Source organism: Arthrobacter sp. SAFR-179, from assembly GCF_059414945.1.
Map to the genome: position 1 here is coordinate 55,624 of NZ_JBPFDM010000012.1, position 15,755 is coordinate 71,378.

14 protein-coding genes and 1 pseudogene are annotated in these 15,755 nt (G+C 62.1%); 10 read left to right on the forward strand and 5 right to left on the reverse strand.

Going from position 1 to position 15,755, the window contains the following annotated elements; genetic code table 11:
* The first annotated feature begins 103 nt into the window (after nucleotides 1–103).
* The 4 genes from ACR65K_RS16980 to ACR65K_RS16995 all read left to right on the forward strand — a co-directional run bounded on the left by ACR65K_RS16980 (nucleotide 104) and on the right by ACR65K_RS16995 (nucleotide 5,342).
* Nucleotides 104–1,258, forward strand: a complete 1,155-nt coding sequence (locus tag ACR65K_RS16980; RefSeq protein ID WP_440154195.1) for an alcohol dehydrogenase catalytic domain-containing protein — start codon at nucleotides 104–106, stop codon at nucleotides 1,256–1,258.
* A 33-nt stretch (nucleotides 1,259–1,291) separates the two neighbouring features.
* Entirely contained in the window at nucleotides 1,292–2,779 is a 1,488-nt protein-coding gene (locus ACR65K_RS16985; protein WP_440154196.1) for a flavin-containing monooxygenase, read from the forward strand.
* Nucleotides 2,776–3,729: an alpha/beta hydrolase gene (locus ACR65K_RS16990; RefSeq protein ID WP_440154197.1), complete on the forward strand. Its 954-nt coding sequence runs from the start codon at nucleotides 2,776–2,778 to the stop codon at nucleotides 3,727–3,729. Before ACR65K_RS16985 ends, ACR65K_RS16990 begins: the two co-directional genes overlap by 4 nt.
* A gap of 104 nt (nucleotides 3,730–3,833) precedes the next feature.
* Entirely contained in the window at nucleotides 3,834–5,342 is a 1,509-nt protein-coding gene (locus tag ACR65K_RS16995; protein WP_440154198.1) for an NAD-dependent succinate-semialdehyde dehydrogenase, read from the forward strand.
* A gap of 1,440 nt (nucleotides 5,343–6,782) precedes the next feature.
* Here the strand turns inward: ACR65K_RS16995 and ACR65K_RS17000 are convergent.
* The 5 genes from ACR65K_RS17000 to ACR65K_RS17020 form a co-directional block, all read right to left on the reverse strand.
* A complete protein-coding gene (locus ACR65K_RS17000) occupies nucleotides 6,783–7,055 on the reverse strand; it encodes a hypothetical protein (RefSeq protein WP_350004241.1) in 273 nt (90 codons plus the stop codon).
* Between the two features lie 189 nt (nucleotides 7,056–7,244).
* Nucleotides 7,245–7,544, reverse strand: coding sequence for a hypothetical protein (locus ACR65K_RS17005; protein ID WP_350004240.1), 300 nt, complete (start codon nucleotides 7,542–7,544; stop codon nucleotides 7,245–7,247).
* A gap of 90 nt (nucleotides 7,545–7,634) precedes the next feature.
* The gene (locus ACR65K_RS17010; RefSeq protein ID WP_440154199.1) at nucleotides 7,635–7,934 is read right to left on the reverse strand and encodes a DUF4193 domain-containing protein; all 300 of its coding nucleotides are present in this window, start codon (nucleotides 7,932–7,934) and stop codon (nucleotides 7,635–7,637) included.
* A gap of 251 nt (nucleotides 7,935–8,185) precedes the next feature.
* Nucleotides 8,186–8,872 (reverse strand): plasmid pRiA4b ORF-3 family protein, encoded by a 687-nt coding sequence (locus ACR65K_RS17015; protein WP_440154200.1) that lies wholly within the window; start codon nucleotides 8,870–8,872, stop codon nucleotides 8,186–8,188.
* Between the two features lie 102 nt (nucleotides 8,873–8,974).
* Nucleotides 8,975–9,661: a hypothetical protein gene (locus ACR65K_RS17020; protein WP_440154201.1), complete on the reverse strand. Its 687-nt coding sequence runs from the start codon at nucleotides 9,659–9,661 to the stop codon at nucleotides 8,975–8,977.
* Nucleotides 9,662–9,950: 289 nt separating this feature from the next.
* On the opposite strand from ACR65K_RS17020, the gene ACR65K_RS17025 reads away from it, so the two are divergent.
* The 6 genes and pseudogenes from ACR65K_RS17025 (at nucleotide 9,951) to pdxS (ending at nucleotide 15,345) form a co-directional block, all read left to right on the forward strand.
* The gene (locus ACR65K_RS17025) at nucleotides 9,951–10,373 is read left to right on the forward strand and encodes a hypothetical protein (protein WP_440154202.1); all 423 of its coding nucleotides are present in this window, start codon (nucleotides 9,951–9,953) and stop codon (nucleotides 10,371–10,373) included.
* Between the two features lie 187 nt (nucleotides 10,374–10,560).
* Nucleotides 10,561–11,280 (forward strand): histidinol dehydrogenase, encoded by a 720-nt coding sequence (hisD, locus tag ACR65K_RS17030; protein WP_440154203.1) that lies wholly within the window; start codon nucleotides 10,561–10,563, stop codon nucleotides 11,278–11,280.
* 74 nt (nucleotides 11,281–11,354) lie between these two features.
* Nucleotides 11,355–12,353 (forward strand): D-cysteate sulfo-lyase, encoded by a 999-nt coding sequence (gene cuyA / locus ACR65K_RS17035; protein ID WP_440154204.1) that lies wholly within the window; start codon nucleotides 11,355–11,357, stop codon nucleotides 12,351–12,353.
* A gap of 3 nt (nucleotides 12,354–12,356) precedes the next feature.
* Entirely contained in the window at nucleotides 12,357–13,121 is a 765-nt protein-coding gene (cuyB, locus tag ACR65K_RS17040) for a cysteate racemase (protein ID WP_440154205.1), read from the forward strand.
* Between the two features lie 166 nt (nucleotides 13,122–13,287).
* Nucleotides 13,288–14,352 (forward strand): YeiH family protein, encoded by a 1,065-nt coding sequence (locus tag ACR65K_RS17045; protein ID WP_440154206.1) that lies wholly within the window; start codon nucleotides 13,288–13,290, stop codon nucleotides 14,350–14,352.
* 145 nt (nucleotides 14,353–14,497) lie between these two features.
* Nucleotides 14,498–15,345: pseudogene (gene pdxS / locus ACR65K_RS17050) on the forward strand (pyridoxal 5'-phosphate synthase lyase subunit PdxS).
* Nucleotides 15,346–15,755: the final 410 nt, after the last annotated feature.

A 15,755-nucleotide genomic window follows, 5' to 3' on the forward strand; every position in this document is an offset into this window, starting at 1 on the left:
AGGAAAGCGCATATATCGACTTTCTGCACCGTGACGCGACCCTCTCGGCTGCCTAATCTCAATGGACAGTGCACAGCCTTACTGCACCACTGAGAGGACAATCGTGACGATCGAAGATACGAAGTCAACCGCGACGCCGGCCAGCGGCACCAGGACCATACGCGGGGCCGTACTTGAGGCCATAGGGGCAGAGCGGCCCTACGCGGACACCCGTCCCATCCACGTGCAGAACCTCGAACTCGAAGGTCCCGGCAAGGGCGAGATCCTGGTCCGTATCGAGGCAGCCGGCATATGCCACTCCGACCTTTCCGTCGTCAATGGAAACCGGCCACGACCGGTTCCGATGCTGCTCGGCCACGAGGCGGCCGGCATCGTTGAGGAACTGGGCGAGGGCGTCAATGACATCTCCTTGGGCCAGCGAGTCGTTATGACCTTCCTCCCCCGCTGCGGTGAATGCTCCGGATGCAACTCCAACGGCAAAACGCCGTGCCAGGAGGGCAGCGCTTCCAATACTGAAGGAACGCTGCTGGGCGGAAACCGCAGACTCTCCCGCGAGGGCGAGCCCGTCCAACACCACCTTGGAGTCTCAGCATTCGCCACCCATGCCGTGGTCTCCCGCCGTTCAGTTGTGCCAGTCGGGCCCGACGTCCCGGCGAGCGTCGCCGCTTTGCTCGGATGTGCCCTGCTTACTGGCGGAGGAGCCATCCTCAACGTCGCCAAGCCGGCGCCTTCCGCGCGGGTAGCCATCGTCGGTCTCGGCGGAGTAGGCATGGCGGCACTCATTACGGCCATCGCTACCGGAGTTGAACACGTCGTAGGCGTCGATACCTTGCCGGCCAAGCTGGAAGCCGCCCGGAACCTCGGTGCCTCAGATGCCATGACATCGGCCGAGGCCCTGGAACGTGGCGAAAAGTTTGACGCCGTCATCGAAGCCGCCGGACATCCCCGCGCTTTGGAAGCTGCTATCGCGCTGACAAAGCCGGGTGGCATCACCGTCACCGTTGGATTGCCCGCTCCGGGTCAGTCGGTCTCCATCGACCCACTGACCCTGACGGCTGAGGCCCGATCAATCGTGGGCAGCTACCTTGGCTCGGCTGTCCCGGAACACGACATCCCGATCTACGAACAGCTCTGGCGGTCCGGCCAGCTGGCCGTTGAAGGCCTGGTTTCAGGCATTGTCCCGCTCGAAGAAATCAACCGCGCGATGGACACGCTCGACGGCGGCCACGCACTGCGCCAGATCATCACCTTTTCCTGACACCCACACTCCAGCTCCGAAGAGAGAAACATCATGACCTCCACAAATGACCACATCTACAGCGCAATCATCATCGGCGCAGGCTTCGGTGGCCTGGGCCAGGGAGCCCAGTTCGTCCAGGAAGGAATCGACGACTTCCTGATCATAGAACGCGGCAACGACGTGGGAGGGGTATGGCGAGAGAACACCTACCCCGGCGCCGCATGCGACACGCAGGCACTCGTTTACTGCTACAGCTACTTCCTCAACCTTAAGGTTTCCCGGATGTTCGCCGGCCAGGAGGAACTCCAGGGCTACCTCCGCTCCATGGTCGAAGAGTTCGGGCTCGGTAAGCACATCCACTTCGGCCAGAACATCACCGCCACCGAATGGGACCAGGAACGCCGCGTCTGGATTCTGCACACCGCCGACGGTTCCGAGTACCTGACCCGCTCCGTTGTGGCAGCCTGGGGCCAGCTGAACGAACCCAACATCCCCAACTTCCCCGGCACCGAAACCTTCGAAGGCGTTGCCTTCCACTCCTCCAAGTGGCGGCACGACCTTGACCTGACCGGCAAACGCGTCGCTTCCATCGGCTCCGCTGCAACTGCCGTTCAGTACGTTCCCGAGGTCGCAAAAATCGCATCGAACCTGACCGTTTTCCAGCGTTCAGCCAACTACATCCTCCCTCGCGACCAGTACATCTTCACCGAGGAAGAGAGCGCCCGCTTCCAGGAGAACCCGGACACCTACCGCCAGCTGCGGCAGGAGATCCACGAATTCCGTGAGGCAGGATTCGAGCGCACCCGCCGCCACACGGCAGCGTCCGAAGAAGGAGTCGAGCAGGCCCGCCAGCACCTCGAGGCCCAGGTGTCCGACCCGGAATTGCGGGCCAAGCTTACCCCCGACTACGACTTCGGCTGCAAGCGCATCCTGCGCAGCGACGATTTCTACCCGGCTCTGACCCGCGAGAATGTGGAACTGGTGACAGAGGCGATTACGGAATTCACTCCGCGGGGCCTCCGCACCGCTGACGGCGTCGAGCACGAATTCGATGTCATCATCTACGCCACCGGATTCAAGAGCCACGCCTTCATGGGATCCATGCGCGTCTCAGGACGGGACGGAATGGGTCTCAACGAGCGGTGGGGCAACGCCCCGGAAGCCTACCTGGGCATCACCGTCGACCAGTTCCCCAACCTCTTCCTGGTCTACGGCCCCAACACCAACCTCAACCACAACTCGGTCGTTTCAATGTTGGAGGCCCAGCACCGCTACATCGCGCAGGCTGTCCAGTACATTGCAGCTGACGAATCACGGGTCCTTGAAGTAGATCGGGCAGTGGTCGAGAAGTTCAACGCACACGTTCAGGAAGAACTCGAGAAGTCCGCGTTCTCCTCCGAGTGCTCCTCCTGGTACAAGAACGAGGACGGCCGCGTGATCAACAACTGGTCCGGAACCGTCGAAGAATACCGGGCCCACACCCACGACCTCCAGCTTGACGACTACCTGCAGCTGGCCGAATCCGGGCCCGCAAAGTGACAAAAACCGACCGGTTCAGCGGCAGGCCCGTGGCACCGGACGCTGCAGAGGTTCTGCAGAAATTCCGGGCCTCCGGCGGGCGCCCGTTTCACTCCTACCCGGTGAAGCAGGTGCGCGAGCTCTACGAGAGCGGCTGCGCGGCCAACGGTCTGAGCGGTGATCCGCTGTCATCGGTCACCGACTTCGAGGTGGAACAGTTCAGGGTTCGGGTCTATGACCCCCGCACCGCCGATGGCCCCACCCCCGCCGTTCTGTTTTTCCACGGCGGGGGGTGGGTCATGGGGAGCCTGTCAACGCATGACGGGTTGTGTCGCCGACTGGCATCTCTTACCGACCTCCCGGTCGTTGCGGTGGATTATCGGCTTGCCCCGGAGCACCCCTACCCGGCCGCGATTGATGACAGCCGCACCGCAATGCGTTGGCTGTTTGCTGCCGGCAACGAGCACGGCCTGGACGTCACCGAGGCCGTTCTTGTCGGTGACAGCGCGGGAGGACAGTTGGCCGCAGTCCTGGCCAATGAGAACGCCACCGCGACGGATCCCCTGCCCGTCGTCGGCCAGGTCCTCCTGTACCCCATGGTGGACCTGACCATGTCCTCGCCGTCCTATAACCGCGTCACCGATGGGTTCCCCCTGGTTGCCGACACCATCGCCTGGTTCGCGGGCCACTATCTGCCAGAGGGTGTAGACCGCTGTGCATCAGATATCAGCCCCGCCATGGCCCCGCTCCCTGCAGGACTGCCGCCAACGTACGTGATTACCGTGGACAACGACCCGCTGGTTGATGAAGGCGCGAACTATGCCGCCGCACTAGCCCGGGCAGGCACGGAAGTCCTGTACCAGCACCTTCCCGGGTACGCCCATGGGCTGTTCACCTCTGCGGGACGAATTTCCCGGGGAGAACAAATAGTGGACCAGGTCGCTGCCTTTATCAGGAACCGCACTATCTGACTGAGATGGAGGACGTCCCTTCATCCGATCAATCAAAGGACGGCGATAGCGCGCCACCCAAGGGTGGAGGGTTATCGCCGTCACTCACGTTCTTTAGGAATCTCATGACTACTGCCCTCGTTGATCCGACTGCTGTCCCACGCCAGCGTGAGGCCGATCTCCTCGCTTCTGTCCCCACCGGTTTATTGATCGGAGGTCAGTGGCGGGGCGCGTCCGACGGCGGCACGTTCGATGTTCACGACCCCGCCACCGGAGAGGTGCTCGCCACCTTGGCCTCGGCCACGAGCGAAGACGCCATCGCCGCGCTCGACGCGGCGGACGCCGTCCAAGCATCCTGGGCGCACAGCGTGCCGCGGGAACGCGCGGAGATCCTGCGCCGTGCCTTTGACCTCGTGACCGAGCGGGCCGAGGACTTCGCGCTGCTGATGACCCTGGAAATGGGCAAGCCGCTGGCGGAATCCCGGGGCGAAGTGACCTACGGGGCGGAGTTCCTGCGCTGGTTCTCCGAAGAAGCGGTCCGCGATTACGGCCGCTACCTCACCACCCCGGAAGGCCAGAACAAGATCCTGGTCCAGCACAAACCCGTCGGACCCTGCCTGCTCATCACACCCTGGAATTTCCCGCTCGCCATGGCCACCCGCAAGGTCGCCCCGGCCATCGCCGCAGGATGCACCATGGTCCTGAAGCCGGCCAAGCTGACCCCGCTGACCTCCCAGCTTTTTGCGCAAACCATGATCGAGGCCGGCCTTCCCGCCGGTGTCCTGAACGTGGTGTCCTCCTCCAGCGCCTCGGGCATCTCCGGACCGCTTTTGAAAGACTCGCGGCTGCGCAAGGTCTCATTCACGGGTTCCACCCCAGTGGGCAAACGGCTGATGGCCGACGCGGCGCAAAATGTGTTGCGGACCTCGATGGAGCTCGGCGGCAACGCACCCTTCATCGTGTTTGAAGACGCAGACCTGGACCAGGCGGTGGAAGGAGCCATGGCGGCGAAAATGCGGAACATGGGCGAAGCCTGCACCGCCGCCAACCGATTCCTCGTCCACGAGTCAGTGGCGCAGGAATTCACCGCCAAGTTCGCCGCGGCCATGGACGCCCTGGTCACAGGCCGCGGCACCGACCCCGCCACCCAGGTAGGCCCGCTGATTGATGCCGGCGCCCGCGACGACGTCCACGCCCTCGTAACTGCCGCCCTCGATGCAGGAGCGACCGCCGTTGCCGGAGGTTCCCCAGTGGCCGGTGCCGGTTACTTCTACCGGCCAACAGTGCTGGGCAACGTTCCCAACGATGCCGAGATCCTCCGCCAGGAAATCTTCGGGCCCGTCGCCCCCGTCACCACATTCGCCACGGAAGAAGAGGCCATTCGCTTGGCCAACTCCAGCGAATACGGTCTGGCCTCCTACGTCTACAGCCGTGACTTCAATAGACTCCTGCGCGTCGCCGAGCAGATCGAATTCGGCATGGTCGGCTTTAACGCCGGCATCATCTCCAACGCCGCCGCACCCTTCGGCGGCGTCAAGCAATCAGGACTCGGCCGTGAAGGCGGCTCCGAGGGCATCGCCGAGTACAGCACCACCCAGTACATCGGAATTGCTGATCCCTACGCCGACAGGTAGCTGACAAGGTCCCTCATCGTCGGGAAGCCAAATTATAAGGCTATTCAATATCCGGTCCGGCAGCACAACCCCTCATCCATGAGCGATCTTCCTGATCGTAAGACTCAAAAGGAATCATGATGAAAAGCATTCTTCATCAGCAAGGTCAAGGGAGGGAACGTGATAAGGCGGCCCAATCGGCAGGTGCACACGCCCCCGCGGGTGACTCCAATGTGCGGGGGCGAGGAGCTGTCCGCCCACTCCTCGTCCCGGCAAGCAATAGGCCCTGGAACCTGGCTGCCAACCCTCGCTTGGGGATAACGGCAGTCACATTCACGCCCCCTGCCCCTCATGCAATCGTCGCGTTGCATTCTGGCGACCGCGCCCTAGCTTCGCCAGAAGCGCCCCTCCCGGTTTTTGGCAGCATCGATCCGCAGGACGGCTGCGAAGAAGGTTGCCATTACTGCGACGGCCCCGAAACAGACTGAACGAGCAGGCAGGCCGGCACCTTTCACCGGCATTGCCGAACCAACCGCCTCGTTACAGCGGAACCGGAATGCAGTGCCATCAAAAGTCAGCGTGGCGTTCAGGCTGCAGATTGCACTCCTCCCCGGGAACACCTAAACCACCATGGCCTCCCAATCTCGCAACTGGGAGGCCATGGTACATCTGCCCAGGAGCATGGATGGGTGTCCCAGAACCAGGGTGTCCTTCAGGGCGACCTCATGCATAGGAACATCAAGGACCATGACTGCGATGAACAAGATAGGGCAACAGCACGAAGACGCGTGCCTCACGGTGACTTCCGGTGACCCTGCACCCATAAGCGGCTGGTGGCGGCCGGAGGAAGACCCCGCACCATTTCGCTATCTAGAGCAAGGGGAATCCATGCCCCGGTTGGGCAGAAGCCAAACCCTTTGGACACTTGTGTTTGATATTGCACCCTCAGACAGAGCTCGTGTTGCCAGACTGAGGCCCTGACTTGCTGCGAAAAAGACTTCCCCAGGCATACCCATCTATAGTTCAGGTAAATTACACCTTTCGCCCGCTGCCTGAAGCCGTGCGTATGAACTGAACTACACCCCAGCCTGACGTAAAGGCGGTCTCGTAAGGGAGGATTCACCTGCCGGTTGGGCTTCGCTCTTGTTCTCAGACACCTGTCGAGCCGCACCAGGGGAATTCGTCCGCTCCTGCTCCTGCCGCACGCGAGTCTCATCAGGTCCCGATTTTTTGGCCTGTTTTGATGATTCTCGGGCTACTGCACCTCGGTTTCCTGCCCCTCGACTGTCAGGGTGGGGTTTGAGAACATCATGAGCGCTGTCCATAAACGGAAATTTCGCCCTATTCTGACGCTACGGCTGATCGTTGCTCCCTTTGGCCTTCCTTTGGCCTGACCGGACTCGCGACTTTAGCGGGCACACGAAAGGCCCCGGACCATGGTCCGGGGCTTTTGGGGCCGGGCTATCGCTCGATCTTGACGCTGAGGTCCAGATGGATGTCAACAGTGGCGAGACGGTCCTGGAGGAAGCGTGCGAGACTCGCATCAGTCGCGGTGTGTGCGCCCTTGGGGACGGCACCGCGGAAAACAGCTTGGGTATTCGTGGACCTGAGCACGTCAAGGGGCGCCCAGTGCCGGTGTCCGGCGCTCAGTCGTTCAATGTCAGTGCGGAAGGTGCCGCGGTGGTCATTACGGGCTGAGGCGCGCATGGTGAAGGGAATGAAAGCTGTGGGCAAGAGGGTCCTTTCGAATGAGGCAGCCAGCGGTCAGCGGCCCCATCAGCAACAAGGCACGGGAAGGCTTCCCTGTTCCTTTTTCGCTCTAAGAGAGTTGAGCCTCACGTGGCACGGCTGAAGATCAGAACCCTAAACCGGCTGAAGACCTGGAATCATGCACCCGCGGCCAAGAGAGTCGCCATTAAGGCGTCAGCGTCGTTTTTCGACCGGGCGGTATCTGTCTGCGAAAGCAGCGAGGGAGCTTTGGAGCAGCGTCATGCTGTCCAGCATGTCCACGGGTCTGGAGCACGCCCCGGCTGACAGCGGGCTGACCATCCACGCGGCGAACACGTTGTGCGGGACCTTCAGCGCCATGGCGTGGTCGAAGAGCCGCAGTACGGGTTCGTGGAGAGCCCCGTCTTTGAGCTGGAAGCCCGGACAGCAGGTTTCCTCGCCGATAAATACCCGGACGGTGCGGCGCATCCCGTCGGGCTCGCCAAGAGAGAGCAAGTGCGTCTCCATGCTGCCGCGGTTGGCAGGGTGAATTCTTCGCGGATGCTGTCCCAGACCCGCTCCGGGACAGCCGGCCAGTAGCGGGGCTCAGCCCTCACATTCGACACAATAGGCATGGCCGTCCTTCTCGCGCGCCTTCTGCGAACGGTGGCGGACCAGGAAGCACGAGTAACAGGTGAACTCATCATCAGCCTGCGGAATGACCTGGACAACGAGCTCTTCGGCAATGAACTCGCCGCCCGGGGTGAGGCCGTCGAGGGTGTCAGCCTCGTCGAGTTCCTGAACCACGGACTTCGCATCCGGTGCTTTGGCGGACTTCAGGGCCTCCAGCGAATTTTCTTGGGACTCCTTAACGTCGGTGCGCAGTTCGTCGTAATCGGTTGCCACGGCGGTGCATCTCTTCTCTGTTGGGGTGGGTTACCGGTCCTGCAACGTACAGGACACGGGAAGAATTCCCCAAAAAGCGGTGCTGTTCCTCCCCCTCCCCTATCAATCGGGGAGAGGAAAGGCCTCTGCCAACTCCCGCGCGACGTCGTCGCCGGCCGACGTGGCCGAGAGAGACAAGTTTACGGAAGATCCATTATCGGCCCTTTAAAACAGGCGGGGGAGGGACGGCAAAAGGAGCTGTTTCCTGCCCGTTAGTTGCCGTGTTCTTCCCCAGACTGCGTACGCCGGAACTTCTCAGCCAGCACCCGGTTCACGGCGGGAATGTCGAGGAAGGCGGGGTCAAAAGGCGCATCGGAACCGGTGATGTCGGTGACCCAGGCTGCGTGTTCGGCGTGGTCAGGATGCGTCGGGTCGGCCAGGGCGTCCATGATCTGCTCGTAGCCGGGGAGTCCGCCGGAGTCTTCCAGCGGCCCGCGGCGGGCGCCATCGATCAACCGGGCATGCGGACTGTCATCGTCCGCGGGCCGGCGGGAAACCAGCTCGAGCCGGTGAAGCCAGCTGTCACCAAAGTCGTATTCGTAAAACGCTTCGCCTGAGCCCAGCGTGAGCAGCTGATCCAGGGAGCAATCGTCCTCAGGCCTGTCGCCCGGTTCTTCACATTCCTGCCCCGGGATCCACTGCAGGACTTCCGGGAATTGGCCGTTGACCGGCCGCAGCGGCGCGAACGGATCACTTGACGTGAACCTATGCAGGTGCGCGTCCTCCCAGCCAAAGGCTGCCTGCAGGACCTGGTGCGCCTCATGCAGGGCGAGGGAGCTCCGCAGCTCGAACAGACGCCAAATGGCAGGCTCGCTGTCGACCAGCTCCACGCGCAGCTCCACGCGCAGCTCCAGAATCGAGTCTTGGTCAGCGCCTGCCCCGGTGTTAAAGATGTCCATGAAATCCATTCATACAGGGGCCGCTGCCCTACCCGTCAGGCGGAGTGACCTCTACCCCGGGCCGTGTCTCCCCGCTCGACGAAAGATCGGTTAGTGGCATTTTCACCTTCCGATGAGGGTTCTGTCGGCAGGTGGCGGGACTGCGCCCGGGTCTTGGTCGATGCTGTAGATGGTGTCGAAGGTGTCGGTAATCCTGGTGATGTCCTCGAGCGTGATGTTGATGAACGCGGACCGTTTCTTCAGGTGCCGGACCAGTTCGGTCTGCGGCCACATCAACTGGTCAAAGTACGTCCCGAACGAACGTCCACTGGCCCTGGTGTAGCCCGCCAGCGCCGTCTGGCCTGTGATCCTTCTGCCGTACGTGAGCTCGATGTCGACGTCCCCGAGTGGATCGATGCCCGGGCTGAGGTAGCTTCCGAAAACCCGGAGCGTGCCGATGAACAGGGGTTTGCCCGGATCGCCGTTGTAGGCCTGCGCCCGTTCCACCAACCCTGCGACCAGACGGTCTGCGGTTTTTCTGCTGATCGGCTTCCCGAAGCTTGCCATCGCGAGGGCATTGCCCTGGATGGTCGAGTCCCACCAGACATCACCGTCGGTGTCGACCCGGACTTTCTCCATGTAACCGGCGGCTTCCAGCTCCGCAAGAACCGTTTCATGTTCGTATCCGGTCCCTTCGAGCAGGTCCGCCACGGCCTCCGAGACCATCTCGCGGCCTCTGAACTTGCGGACAATCGAGCGGGCCAGCCCGGCCGGCAGGCCGGCGATGGTGTCGGTCTTTGCAACCCTCATGCGAAAATCCTAAGCATCAAAAGCGGAAGCACCGACGGGTATGACGGTGAGTGATGCCCTCGAGAGCCGTTCACCCTTCCCAGCCAACTTCAAGGTTCAGCCTGCAGGATGTGGGATGGAACTTCGGCCAACCGCTATTTGGCCGAAGTTTCGCCATTTCCGCCCACCTACCGCAAGACGCGGAGTGGTTCGGCGCGAGGCCGTTCTACGAACGCTCTCCCTCCCGGGGCAGAAGAGAACCGCCCGCGCTCCCCTTGACCGGCCGGAGAAGTCAAGCCAGCTTGACTTCATGAACGATGACGCGGGGTCGGTCGAGCAAGCCCTCAGCAACGGAGATGTCCACGAGCTGCTCAAAGTGTGGGAAGACTTCAATCGCGGCGAGACCTGGCGGGAAGTTTCTGCCACCGGCAGTGACCAGGCCCGGGTGGCCGCAGCGCAGTTCCTGACGGAGGTAAGGGAAGTCGCAGCGTTGGAGGCGCTGCGTGCAAATGCGAAGGCTGTCGAGCTGCTCACGGCCAGGCCCTGGTACGTCATCAAATCCGCACGCGAGGCCGGCGCGACGTGGGCCCAGATCGGCGAAGCGCTCGGGATCACGAAACAAGCAGCCCACGACTTCTACCGGCGAAGGATCGAAGAGCAGGAAAAGTACCTGCCGGACCTTCACGACGCCGCAGCAGCCCGTGCAGTCCTGGAAGAAGCGAAGGAAGACTAAAGGGTTTGAGGGAGGACCCGAAAGAGGCCCTCCGTTTCACGTTCCGGTGAGCCGCTCTCACCACTCCCCTACTCGGCCAGCTTTACAAAATCTCCGTTATCGGCTCTTCGAAAATGTGGCCCATCTCGGTCGTGTGGATGTTCGATGTCATCGGCAGCGCCGAATCGTTGGTTGTGCGCGATGACGCATGAACTTCCTCGCCGGTCCCGGCAACCGCTTCGTTGCAGAAGCCAAACGCCTGCTGTACGGCCGGGTTGGAATCGACGTCGTGGCCGGCCCCACCGAATCCCTGATCATCGCGGACGAAACCGCCGATCCGTGGCTTGTGGCAGTGGACCTGATCAGCCAGGCAGAACACGGGGCCGAATCCCAGACAATCCTTGTTACCTCCTCCCGCCGTCTGGGCCAGGCTGTCCTGGACCTCATCCCTCGGGCCATCGCGCAGCTGCCGCCAGATTCCATCGCCTCCACAGCGTGGGAGAACCTAGGCGAGATAGCCGTTACTGATTCACGCGAAGAATCCGCGGCCCTTGCTGATGAATACGCCAACGAACACGTCCAGGTCCAGGCGGCCGACCTCGACTGGTGGCTCAAGACGCTGCAGAACTACGGCTCGCTCTTTCTCGGCGAGGAGACCACCGTCACCTACGGTGATAAAACATCGGGACCCAACCACATCCTTCCCACCCGCGGCGGCGCCAGCTACACCGGGGGCCTCTGGGTCGGGAAGTTCATCAAAACGGTCACCTATCAGCGCATGACGCGCTCGGCCAACGACCGCATCGGCCGCGTCGCGGCCCGCATATCCCGTGTCGAAGGAATGGAAGGCCACGCTCTCGCCGGAGACGCCCGGCTCGAAAAGTACTTCCCCGGCCAGCCCCTGAACACCAGCGTGCTTGCCCTCTAGCAGAGAGCCCCACTCCCCCACGCGCGGCCGGCATCACGCCCGGACCGTTAACTGATCAAGAAAGAAGACACACAATGAATCTTGCCAAGATCCCCCGCCGCCGCTACACCGCCGGGAACACCCCGCTTGAGTTCCTTCCCAACCTCACCAAGCATCTGGGCGGACCACGCATCCACATCAAACGCGATGATCTTCTTGGCCTTAGCTCAGGCGGCAACAAGACCCGGAAACTCGAGTTCCTGATGGCCGATGCCCTGGCCAAGGGCGCCGGCACCATCATCACCACGGGCGCCGTGCAGTCCAACCACTGCCGGTTAACCCTCTCGGCTGCGGTTAAAGAAGGACTGAAATGCCGGCTGCTAATCGAGGAACGGGTGGAGGGGTCCTACAGCGAAACCGCGAGTGGTAACAATCTGCTGTTCCATCTCCTGGGCGCTGAATCCATCACCCCGGTACCGGGCGGAACCGACCTCATGGCTGTCATGCAGCAGATGGCAGAGGAGGTCGTCGCCGAAGGAGGAACGCCCTACATCATCCCCGGCGGCGGCTCCAACGCACTGGGCGCCCTAGGCTACGTGGCCTGTGCCCAAGAGATTCTCAGCCAGAGCTTCGACATCGGACTCGATATCGATCACGTGGTGTGCGCAAGTGGATCCGGCGGAACCCATGCCGGTCTGGTGGCCGGCTTTCATGGCAACCAAAGCGGGATTCCGATTACCGGAATCAGCGTACGGGCGGAAAAGGCTCCTCAGGAGGCTAAAATTCTGGATCTCGCCCGCCAGACCTCGCTCCTGGCGGGCGCCCAACTGCAGATTCCATCAGACCGCGTGGTCGTCCGCGACGAGTTTGTCGGGCCCGGCTACTCATTGCCGACCCGAGAAATGACAGATGCCATCCAGATGTTCGCGCGCACCGAGGGAATACTTCTTGACCCCGTGTACACAGGAAAGACCGCCGCAGGGCTGGTGGGCCTGATCAAGGAGGGCGCCTTCACCGAGGACAGCGACGTATTGTTCGTTCACACCGGCGGTTCACCGGCCCTCTACGCCTACCCGAACGAAACACTGGGATAATCCGTGCAAGCCGTCACTGAACCATCCCGGCTGGTAGGAATTCTGGGGGGAATGGGGCCCTCAGCCACAGCAGACTTCTACACCAAACTCATAGCGCATACCCCGGCCTCGGTGGACCAGGAACACCTCCGTGTGGTGATCTGGGCCGACCCGACGGTCCCCAACCGTCAGGAAGCAATCCTCGCAGGCGGCAAGGACCCGTCGCCCTGGCTCGAGACCGGAATAGAGAAGTTGATAAGGTCCGGAGCCGAAATCATTGTGGTCCCCTGCAATACAGTCCACAAGTTCCTGCCTCCGCTCATGAACGGCAAACCCATCGAGTTCATCAGCATCATCGAGACAACCATCGATGCAGTCCAACGGCACACGCTCATCGGTCCGATCGGCCTGCTGGCAACCGATGGCGCACTCGCAGCAGGAATCTACCAGGAGGCTCTGGGCGAAGCCGGGTTCGACGTCGCCCTGCCCTCGCCCGAAGAACAGGCCCTGCTCATGGAAGTCGTCCACCAGGTCAAGGCCGGACTGTCCGGGTCAATCCTGCTACAGGACATGTACACCGTTCTCGCCTCGCTAAAAAGGCAAGGAGCCCGGGCCGCCGTCGTCGGCTGCACGGAACTGTCAACCCTCCTGTCGGTCGACAGCGAAGGCTATCCGGTGAAGTTGATTGACCCGGCAGCCGAGCTCGCCATTGCAACCATTAACAGGGCCATCAAGCACCCATCAACTGGCCCCAGCACTGCGGATTCACCCCAACCCGCCATCAACTGATGCGACAACATTTCGCGTACCCCACTAGGAGACTCTATGCACCCGGCGGAACTGCTCCCCGGCCGAAACGAATCCGGCACCAGGCACGGTTCCCGCGGGAGCGGACGTCAAGCGCGAGTCACACCCCATACTCGCGCTAGCGATACAGGGGAGAGAGGGAATGCTGATGGGTAAAACACTTACCGGCGTGCCTCCTCGGGAGACCTCGGCCAGGATGTGGGTGCGGCTCCTGCCGGGGCTTGGCGCATGTGCCATCGCAGTCCTGATTTCGCTGGGAATTCACAATCTGGTTCCAGCGCTCCCTGCCATGACCGTCGCGGTTGCCCTCGGAATTCTCTCGGCGAACCTTCCGAAGGTCCGCGAATATGTCCACGGCCCACTCCAGTCCGGACTGAACTTTGCGGCCAAGAAACTCATGCGAGCCGGGATTGTGGTCTTGGGTCTGAAGCTGAGCGTCGTCGACATCCTACGCTTGGGATGGGCAACATTCGGCATCATCGCGGCAGTTGTCATCTTGGCCTTTGCCGGCACCTACCTACTCGGGAAACTCTTCCGGCTCCCCGGCGAGATCCCGCTTTTGCTCGCCGCCGGATTTTCCATCTGTGGCGCCTCCGCCGTCGGCGCGATGGCAGCTGCCCGACGTGCCCGACATACCGACACCCTGATGCCGGTGGCACTGGTAACCCTCTGCGGAACGCTTGCTATTGCCGTCTTGCCGTTACTAATGGGGCCATTGGCCCTGGACCCGATTCAGTTCGGCCGCTGGGTAGGAGCTTCCGTCCACGACGTCGGACAGGTCGTCGCCACGGCCCAAATCGCAGGATCGGCCGCACTCGCTGCAGCGCTTGTCATGAAACTGACACGCGTCCTGCTGCTCGCCCCCATCGTTTTTCTCGCGGGCATGGGAACCCGCCGAAACGCCCGAAAGCAGGGGCAAACCCCGGATAACGAAATGGAGCTGGGGCCGCTACCACCACTGGTTCCGCTTTTCATCATCGGCTTCGTAGCCATGACCGGCGCCCGGTCGCTTGGCATAATCACCCCAGACATGCTGCACGTCGGGACAATCCTCCAGGACGTGCTACTGGGATCGGCTCTGTTCGGCCTGGGATCGGCCGTAAGCATCCGGGAATTGTTGTCCACAGGGCTGCGTGGAAGCCTCGTAGCCCTGCTCTCCTGGATACTCATCGCCGCTCTGGGCTACGGGGCCGTGCTGCTAATCGCACCCTAGGAACAACGAAAGCGCCCTGCAGCAGCATACGGACTCCGGTACACACCCTGGCACCCCAGCATAAAAAAGGATTACAGTGTCCCACCTTGATACAAACAATGCATTCAACCTGTCCGTCACTGGCAGCAGCCGCGTGAAGCGCGGGATGGCCGAGATGCTCAAGGGCGGCGTCATCATGGACGTCGTCAACGTTGAACAGGCCCGCATCGCCGAAGATGCCGGTGCCGTGGCAGTCATGGCGCTGGAACGTGTTCCGGCCGATATCCGTGCCCAGGGCGGCGTGTCCCGGATGTCCGATCCCGACATGATCGACCAGATCATCGATGCCGTCTCCATCCCGGTCATGGCCAAGGCCCGCATCGGCCACTTCGTCGAGGCCCAGATCCTGCAGTCCCTCGGCGTTGACTACATCGACGAGTCCGAGGTCCTGACCCCGGCCGACTACATCAACCACATCGACAAGTGGAACTTCAAGGTTCCCTTCGTTTGCGGCGCCACCAACCTCGGAGAGGCCCTGCGCCGCATCAACGAGGGCGCGGCCATGATCCGGTCCAAGGGCGAGGCAGGCACCGGCGACGTCTCCAACGCCACCGGACACATGCGCAAGATCCGCTCCGAGATCGCCCGGCTCTCCTCCCTGCCCGAGGACGAGCTCTACGTCGCGGCCAAGGAACTTCAGGCCCCCTGCGAACTGGTCAAGGAAGTCGCCGCTGCCGGCAAGCTTCCCGTGGTGCTGTTCACCGCCGGCGGCATTGCCACCCCCGCTGACGCGGCCATGATGATGCAGCTCGGCGCCGACGGCGTCTTCGTCGGCTCCGGCATCTTCAAGTCCGGCAACCCCGCCCAGCGCGCCGCCGCCGTCGTCAACGCCACCACCTTTTTCGATGACCCGACGTCATCGCCAAGGCCTCCCGCGGCCTGGGCGAAGCAATGGTGGGCATCAACGTCGAGCAGATCCCCCAGCCGCACCGCCTCGCCCAGCGTGGCTGGTAAGCCCGTGAACCAGGAACCACGGTAGGTAAATTCCTCCCCTACTCACATCTGGGCATGCACCCCCTCGTCACGCCCCAGCACGCACCCACACCTTAAAAACTTCAGTACCTGCCCCAACGGGTCCGAGTAGCCATATGGAGCGCGATCGCTGATTCAGCAGGGCTCAGGTCTTTGAAGAAGCGGTACGGCCTCAGTTCGCGGTCAGGGCAAGGATGACAACCGTTGCGGTCAGGGCTGCCAGGATGGCCACTATGAGATAACCGAGCCATTTCGGGCGTTGTCGATGAGGGTTTATATCGATGTACGGCAATCGTCTATTGCTTTCGATTTGTGAGTGCGACATCTTTTCGCTTCACGCGTCGTATCACTATGAGGTGGGCGATGAATGCGAGGACAAATGATGATCCCAG